Source organism: Streptomyces sp. NPDC127119 (genome assembly GCF_042677425.1).
Classification (GTDB): Bacteria; Actinomycetota; Actinomycetes; order Streptomycetales; family Streptomycetaceae; genus Streptomyces.
Map to the genome: position 1 here is coordinate 1 of NZ_JBHXTO010000255.1, position 7,148 is coordinate 7,148.

Annotated in this window: 6 protein-coding genes; 5 read left to right on the plus strand and 1 reads right to left on the minus strand. The window is 72.5% G+C overall.

Going from position 1 to position 7,148, the window contains the following annotated elements; all coding sequences use genetic code 11:
- Positions 1 to 283: 283 nt before the first annotated feature.
- Both cyc2 and ACFVH5_RS43315 read left to right on the plus strand, forming a co-directional pair.
- A complete protein-coding gene (cyc2, locus tag ACFVH5_RS43310) occupies positions 284 to 2,470 on the plus strand; it encodes a germacradienol/geosmin synthase Cyc2 (protein WP_385839188.1) in 2,187 nt (728 codons plus the stop codon).
- Between the two features lie 89 nt (positions 2,471 to 2,559).
- On the plus strand, positions 2,560 to 3,201 hold the full coding sequence (locus tag ACFVH5_RS43315) for a PDZ domain-containing protein (RefSeq protein ID WP_385839189.1): 642 nt from the start codon (positions 2,560 to 2,562) through the stop codon (positions 3,199 to 3,201).
- A 22-nt stretch (positions 3,202 to 3,223) separates the two neighbouring features.
- Here ACFVH5_RS43315 and ACFVH5_RS43320 read toward each other — a convergent pair whose 3' ends face one another.
- Positions 3,224 to 4,009, minus strand: coding sequence for a phosphodiesterase (locus tag ACFVH5_RS43320; protein WP_385839190.1), 786 nt, complete (start codon positions 4,007 to 4,009; stop codon positions 3,224 to 3,226).
- 135 nt (positions 4,010 to 4,144) lie between these two features.
- On the opposite strand from ACFVH5_RS43320, the gene ACFVH5_RS43325 reads away from it, so the two are divergent.
- The 3 genes from ACFVH5_RS43325 to ACFVH5_RS43335 all read left to right on the plus strand — a co-directional run bounded on the left by ACFVH5_RS43325 (position 4,145) and on the right by ACFVH5_RS43335 (position 7,047).
- Entirely contained in the window at positions 4,145 to 4,768 is a 624-nt protein-coding gene (locus ACFVH5_RS43325) for a LysE family translocator (protein WP_385839192.1), read from the plus strand.
- A 130-nt stretch (positions 4,769 to 4,898) separates the two neighbouring features.
- On the plus strand, positions 4,899 to 6,023 hold the full coding sequence (locus tag ACFVH5_RS43330) for an aminopeptidase P family protein (RefSeq protein WP_385839193.1): 1,125 nt from the start codon (positions 4,899 to 4,901) through the stop codon (positions 6,021 to 6,023).
- Positions 6,024 to 6,090: 67 nt separating this feature from the next.
- Positions 6,091 to 7,047, plus strand: a complete 957-nt coding sequence (locus ACFVH5_RS43335) for an aminoglycoside phosphotransferase family protein (protein WP_385839194.1) — start codon at positions 6,091 to 6,093, stop codon at positions 7,045 to 7,047.
- The last annotated feature ends 101 nt before the right edge of the window (positions 7,048 to 7,148 follow it).

The following is a 7,148-nucleotide window of genomic DNA, read 5'->3' on the forward strand; positions in this document are numbered from 1 at the left end:
TCGCCCCCGCAGCCCCTACCCTTCCCGTCACTGTGTCCTCAAACGCCGGACGGGCTGAAAGATGTCCGCCGGTCCGGGGATATCTCAGCCTGTCCGGCGTTTGAGGACCGGGGGTTCGGGGGCGGAGCCCCTGAGTCAGGTACGGGACGGGCAGGGGCGGCGGGGGCGAGAAAAGGCCCCACCCATTCCCCCACAGGCACCCGTTCACTCATCCGTTCACGCGATGGTGCGATCATCCACCCCCGCACGGATGCCCCCGAACAACCCCGGGTAGGCCCGGCTCATGACGCAGCCGTTCGAACTCCCCCACTTCTACACGCCGTACCCCGCACGGCTGAACCCGCACGTCGAAGAGGCCCGCACCCACACCACCCACTGGGCCCGCGGCATGGGCATGCTGGAGGGTTCCGGCATCTGGGAGCAGGCCGACCTCGACGCCCACGACTACGGACTGCTGTGCGCGTACACGCATCCCGAGTGCGACGGCCCCGCTCTCTCCCTCATCACCGACTGGTACGTGTGGGTCTTCTTCTTCGACGACCATTTCCTGGAGACCTTCAAGCGTAGCCAGGACCGCGCGGGCGGCAAGGCCTACCTGGACCGTCTGCCGCTCTTCATGCCGCTCGACCTCGCGACCGCCGTGCCCGAGCCGCAGAACCCGGTCGAGGCGGGCCTCGCCGACCTGTGGGCCCGTACGGTCCCCTCGATGTCCATGGGCTGGCGCAGGCGCTTCGCCGAGTCCACCGAGCATCTGCTCAACGAGTCGATGTGGGAGCTGTCCAACATCAACGAAGGGCGGATCGCGAACCCCGTCGAGTACATCGAGATGCGCCGCAAGGTGGGCGGCGCCCCCTGGTCGGCGGGGCTCGTGGAGTACGCGACGGCGGAGGTCCCCGACCAGGTCGCCCGCTCCCGGCCGATGCGCGTGCTGATGGAGACCTTCTCCGACGCGGTCCACCTGCGCAACGACCTCTTCTCGTACCAGCGGGAGGTCGAGGAGGAGGGCGAGCTGAGCAACGGCGTGCTCGTCCTGGAGACGTTCTTCGGGTGTACGACGCAGCAGGCCGCCGACACCGTCAACGACGTCCTGTCCTCCCGCCTCTACCAGTTCGACCACACGGCGCTCACCGAAGTGCCCGCGCTGGCCCTGGAGAAGGGCCTCACGCCGGACGAGGTACGGGCCGTCGCCGCGTACACCAGAGGGCTGCAGGACTGGCAGGCGGGCGGCCACGAGTGGCACATGCGGTCCAGCCGGTACATGAACGAGGGGGCGCTCAAGTCCTCGCCGCTGGACGGCCTCACCGGCCCCGGCACCTCCGCCGCCGACGTCGGCGCGCTGCTCGCCGCGGCCGGCGCCGACCGGCTGCGCGCGTACACGCACGTGCCGTACCAGAAGGTCGGCCCCTCGCTGCTCCCCGACTTCTACATGCCGTTCCAGGTCCGGCTCAACGCCGGCCTGGAGGGGGCCCGGCGGCGCATCACCCCGTGGGCGCACGACATGGGCATCCTCCAGGAGGGCATCTGGGACGAGGACAAACTCGCCGCCTACGACCTGCCGCTGTGCTCGGCGGGCCTCGATCCCGACGGCACCCCCGAGGCGCTGGACCTCAGCGTGCAGTGGCTCGTGTGGGGGACGTACGGCGACGACTACTACCCGATGGTGTTCGGGAACCGCAGGGATCTGGCCGCCGCGAAACTGTGCACGGCGCGGCTGTCGGCCTGCATGCCCCTCGGGGGCGAGGAGATCCCGTCCCCGGCCAACGCGATGGAGCGCGGACTCGCCGATCTCTGGCTGCGGACCACGGCCACGATGACGCCGGACGCGCGCCGCACCATGCGGGCCTCGGTGGAGGTCATGACGGAGAGCTGGGTGTGGGAACTGAACAACCAGCTCCAGAACCGCGTCCCCGACCCCGTCGACTACCTGGAGATGCGCCGCGCGACCTTCGGCTCCGACCTCACCATGAGCCTGTGCCGGCTGGGCCACGGCCCCGCGGTACCGCCGGAGGTCTACCGCAGCGGCCCCGTCCGGGCACTGGAGAACGCGGCGATCGACTACGGGATGCTCGTCAACGACGTCTTCTCGTACCAGAAGGAGATCGAGTACGAGGGCGAGGTGCACAACCTCATCCTCGTCGTGCAGAACTTCTTCGGCTGCGACTACCCGAAGGCGCTCGGCATCGTCCACGACCTCATGACCCAGCGCATGCGGCAGTTCGAGCATGTCGCCGCCCACGAGTTCCCCGTCCTGTACGAGGACTTCGGCCTCTCCGACGAGGCCCGCGGGATCATGGAGGGCTATGTAGTGGAGCTGCAGAACTGGATGGCCGGCATCCTGAAGTGGCACTACGACTGCGGGCGTTACGGAGCCGCCGACCTGGCCCGCCGGGCCCACGGCTTCGTGCCGGGGCAGCTCCCGGAGCTGCCGTTCGGCAGTGTCTGGCGGACCGCCACGGCCACCGCCCTCTGACCCCGGGCGGGGGAGTCGCGGGCGCTGTCACCCGTTCGGGGATCGTCGCGAGCAGGTGCGAAGGGTAGGGCTCCGGCCGGAGGCGATCCATGGAACAGACAGTGCTGCGTCCCAAGCCGATGCCAGGTCAGGAACCGGGAGTTCAGGAGCCGGTAGGTCAGGAACCGGGCGGCGGCGACCGCCCGTCCGGTCCGGGCCGCCGTCCGCACGCCGCACGGCGGCGCGGGCGACGGCTCACGACCCTGTTGTTCAGCCTGTTCGTCGGGACGGTCCTCGTGCTCTCGGGGGTCGGGCTCGGCACGATGGGCGCCACGGTGATCGGCATGAGCCGGCTCGCCGAGCTCCAGGGGCGGGCGGGCGCCCAGCAGGCGTCCGCCGCGTCCGAGGCGGCCGGCCGCACCGGGTCCGGTCCGGGCGGCGGGAGTCCGGCCGCACTCGCGAAGCCGTCCGAGCGGTCGGCAGAGCGGTCGACCCTCGGCGTGGAGGCCGTCGACGCGTCCGGCGGCCCCGGCGCGCTCCTGGTCGGCGTGCACGCCCCCGGGCCCGGCCACACCGCGGGGCTCGTACGGGGTGACGTCCTGCTCGTCCTCGGCACGACCCGCGTCGACTCCGCCGCCGACCTCGCACGGGCCGTCGCCGCCGCCCGCCCCGGGGAGAAGACCGGACTCACCCTGCGGCACGCGGGCGGCGGCTACCAGCAGGTGTCGGTGACCCCGGGTGTCGTCATCTGACGGGCGCCACCGGGAGCGTCCGTCACCCAGCCACCCTGAAGTGGCTCGTCAACCGCCCCTCGTCGTCGAGCACATGAAAGGCGAAGCCGGGAGGCGCGTCCCGGTCCGCCGCGCCCTCGCCCTCCCAGGGCAGCCGCAGCGTCCAGGTCACCCCGGGCCCCACGACCAGCGGCCGGCCGGCGAACACCGTGGCCGCGGGCGTGTGGGCGTGCCCCGTGATGATCCCGGCCACCCCGCTCCGGCGTTCCAGGAGGGCCGCCAGCCGTCCGGGCCCGCGCAGCCGGTAGGCGTCCGGCAGAGGGTGGTGCAGCGCCACGGGCGGGTGGTGGAAGGCGAGCAGCGCGGGCACCGAACCGTCCACCTCGTCGAGCGTCTCCTCGATCCAGGCGTACGTCTCGTCGTCCAGCTCCCCCTCGTCGCTGCCCGGCACGCTGGAGTCGCACATCAGGACGGCCGCGCCGTCGAGCACCCGCACGCTGTTCACCGGCCCCTCGGCCCCCGATCCACCCGTCGCCGATCCGCCCGCCGCCGGTTCGCCGAGCAGTGCCTTGCGGTAGGGGCCGCGGCTGTCGTGGTTGCCCGGGCAGGTCAGCACCGGGAAGGGCGTGGCCGGGTCGTTCAGCCCGAGGAGACGCGCCGCCTCCCCGTACTCGGCCTCCGTCCCGTGGTCCGCGATGTCCCCGGTGACCAGCAGGGCGTCCACCCGCCCCGGCAGCTTCCACAGCAGGTCCCGCACCCGTTCGGCGCGCTCCGTAGCCCGTCGGCTCCCGTCCAGATGCAGGTCGCTGATGTGCGCCAGCACGAGCATGCCTCCGCCGCCTCCCCTGAATGCCTCAACTAATGGAGTGTCATCATCCAAGCATTAGCTCTAATGGTTGAGCAATGGGCTGCCGTTAACGGGAAATGCGTTGCCGCGCCTCGCGCGCGGGGCCACGATGGGCCCATGTTCAGCACCCTTCTCGCCTTCCTGGGCGCCTGCACCCTGATCGCCGCCTCCCCCGGCCCGAGCACCGTGCTGATCATCAGGCAGTCGCTGCGGAGCAGGCGTTCGGGATTCCTGACGGTGCTCGGCAACGAGACCGGCGTCTTCACCTGGGGCGTCGTCGCCGCGTTCGGCCTGACCGCGCTGCTCACCGCCTCCGAAGTGGCGTACGACGTGATGCGCGTCGTCGGAGCCGTCGTGCTCGTCGTCTTCGGCGTACAGACGCTGTGGCGGGCGCGGCACACCCGGGGCGGCATGGACGACGGCGGGCCCCAGGAGGAGGCAGGGAGCGGCTGGGCCTCCTACCGGACCGGTCTGCTGATCAACCTCGCCAACCCCAAGGCGGCCATCTTCGCGATGTCCTTCCTCCCGCAGTTCGTCCCGAAGGGCGCCCCGCATCTGCCCACCATGCTCGGGCTCGCCGCCCTCTGGGCGGTCTACGAGGTCGGCTACTACAGCGTCTACGTGTGGTTCGTGGGACGGATGAGGACCGTGCTGTCCCGGGCCGGTGTGCGGCGCAGGCTGGAGCAGGTCTCCGGCGGGGTTCTGCTGCTCCTCGGCGCCAGGCTGGCCCTGGACAACTGACGCCTTCGAAAGAAGCACCCCCGACCGGCTCGCGTCACCCCCGCCGTCCGGGCAGGATGCTGCCCGTGGCCCCTTTCCACCCGCGGCTCACCCCGCACCCCGCCCAGGGAACCGACCCACGGAGGACCGGATGACCGGCACGCCCGAGCCCTTCACCGCCGACGACTACCGGGCCCGGATGGAACGCGCCGCACGGGCCGCCGACGCGGCGGGGCTCGCCGGGGTGCTCGTCGCGCCCGGACCCGACCTCGTCTGGCTCACCGGCTACGCGCCGCCCGCCGCCACCGAGCGGCTCACCCTGCTGGTACTGGCCGCGGGGCAGGACCCCGTGCTCGTCGTGCCCACGCTGGAGGCCCCGGACGCCGAGAAGGCGGTGGGCGCGCCCGCCCTGAAGCTGCGCGACTGGACCGACGGCAAGGACCCGTACACCACCACGGCCCCGCTCCTGGACACCTCGGGCCGCTTCGGCGTCAGCGACAACGCCTGGGCGCTGCACCTGCTGGGCCTCCAGAAGGAGCTGCCCGGCACGTCGTACGTCTCCCTCAGCGAGGGACTGCCGATGCTCCGGGCCGTCAAGGACGCCGCCGAACTGGAACGGCTGGCCGCCGCGGGCGCCGCCGCCGACGCCACGTACGAGGAGATCCTGAAGGTCGCCTTCGCGGGGCGCCGCGAGTCGGACGTCGCGGGCGACCTCGCCGATCTGCTGCGGCACTTCGGGCACGAGCAGGTGGACTTCACGGTCGTCGGGTCCGGGCCGAACGGCGCCAACCCGCACCACGAGGCCGGCTCCCGTGTCATCGAGCACGGCGACACGGTCGTCCTCGACTTCGGCGGACTGAAGCACGGCTACGGCTCCGACACCTCCCGTACGGTGCACGTCGGCGAGCCGGGCGCCGAGGAACAGCGGGTCCACGACGTCGTCCGGACCGCCCAGCAGGCCGCGTTCGAGGCCGTGCGGCCCGGGATCGCCTGCCAGGACGTCGACCGGGTCGCCCGCGCCCACATCACCGAGGCCGGGTACGGCGACCGCTTCATCCATCGCACCGGGCACGGCATCGGCGTCACCACCCACGAACCGCCGTACATGATCGAGGGTGAGGAACAGCCCCTCGTGCCCGGCATGTGCTTCTCCGTCGAGCCCGGCGTCTATCTGCCAGGCCGCTTCGGGGTACGCATCGAGGACATCGTGACGGTCACCGAGGACGGCGGACGCCGTCTCAACGACACCCCCCGGGAGATGGCCGTCGTGAACTGACCACACCCGGCGGGCGCCGGACAGCGGCTCCCGCACCCCGTACTCCCCGACGGCGGACGGCGCGACCATGACCCAGGCAGCGACACCCACCGCGGACACCGTGCGACGCGTCGTCCGCTCCCTGCTCCAGGACTCCCCGCTCCACGACTCCCCGTTCCCGGACCCCCCGCCCCCGGACGGCGGCGGGCTCCGGATCGCGCCCGTCGCCGAGGGCGGCGAGCACTCCACCTGGTTCGTGGGCGCACGGCATGTGCTGCGGCTCGCCCCGGACCGCGAGGCGTCCCGGCGCCAGCGGCGCGAACTGCGACTGCGCGAACTGGTACGCCCCCACATCGGCGTCGCCGTCCCGGTGAGCGTCGCCCACGGCGAATGGGCGAGCGGACTGACCTACACGCTCGACACGCTGATCCCCGGCGGATCCGGCGAGCGGCGGGACGTCTCCGCGGTGGGGGAGGCCGATCTGGCGGGCCTGCTCAGCGGACTGCGCGAGGTGCCGGGGCACCAGGCCGAGTCGCTCGGTGTGCCCCGCGCGACGCCCCGGTCCCTCGAAACGCTGCGGACCGCGGCCGAACGGGCCGCCGAACGGCTCGCCGCCGCCGACGAGTTCGACCCCGCCCGGCTGCAGCAGCTCACCGCGGGCGGGGTCGTGCAGCTCGCGGCGCAGCCGGGTGCGGCCTTCCTCGTCCATCACGACCTCAAGGGCGAGCACCTCGTGGTCAGTGGTGACGGGCGGGTCCGCGGTGTCCTGGACTGGACGGACGCGGCTGTCGGCGACCCCACGGAGGACATCGCGGGGCTCGCGGTGGCCGTGGGCGCGCCTGCGGCTGTCCGCGCGGCGACTCTGGCGGGTTATGGGGCGCGGCCGTGTCTGCGCGGCCTGTGGCTCGCGCGCTGCGACACGCTGACGCGGCTCGCGGACCGGCTCGGTGGCCGCTCCGGCAGCCCCCTCCCGCTGCTGCGCGCGCAACTCGCCCACGCATGGGAGGCGATCCTGCTGGAACGCCTCACGGAGGACACGTGGTGACCCGACTGCGGCCCGGTGGGGGCGGGCCGCGCAGTTCCCCGCGCCCCTAAAAGATTGCGCAGTTCCCCGCGCCCCTAAGAGGGGCTGCGCCCCATCAGGGT

Coding starts and splice junctions, on each gene's coding strand:
- cyc2 (WP_385839188.1), top strand. CDS start 284: ATGACGCAGCCGTTCGAACTCCCCCACTTCTACACGCCGTACCCCGCA.
- ACFVH5_RS43335 (WP_385839194.1), top strand. CDS start 6,091: ATGACCCAGGCAGCGACACCCACCGCGGACACCGTGCGACGCGTCGTC.
- ACFVH5_RS43320 (WP_385839190.1), bottom strand. CDS start 4,009: ATGCTCGTGCTGGCGCACATCAGCGACCTGCATCTGGACGGGAGCCGA.
- ACFVH5_RS43330 (WP_385839193.1), top strand. CDS start 4,899: ATGACCGGCACGCCCGAGCCCTTCACCGCCGACGACTACCGGGCCCGG.
- ACFVH5_RS43315 (WP_385839189.1), top strand. CDS start 2,560: ATGGAACAGACAGTGCTGCGTCCCAAGCCGATGCCAGGTCAGGAACCG.
- ACFVH5_RS43325 (WP_385839192.1), top strand. CDS start 4,145: ATGTTCAGCACCCTTCTCGCCTTCCTGGGCGCCTGCACCCTGATCGCC.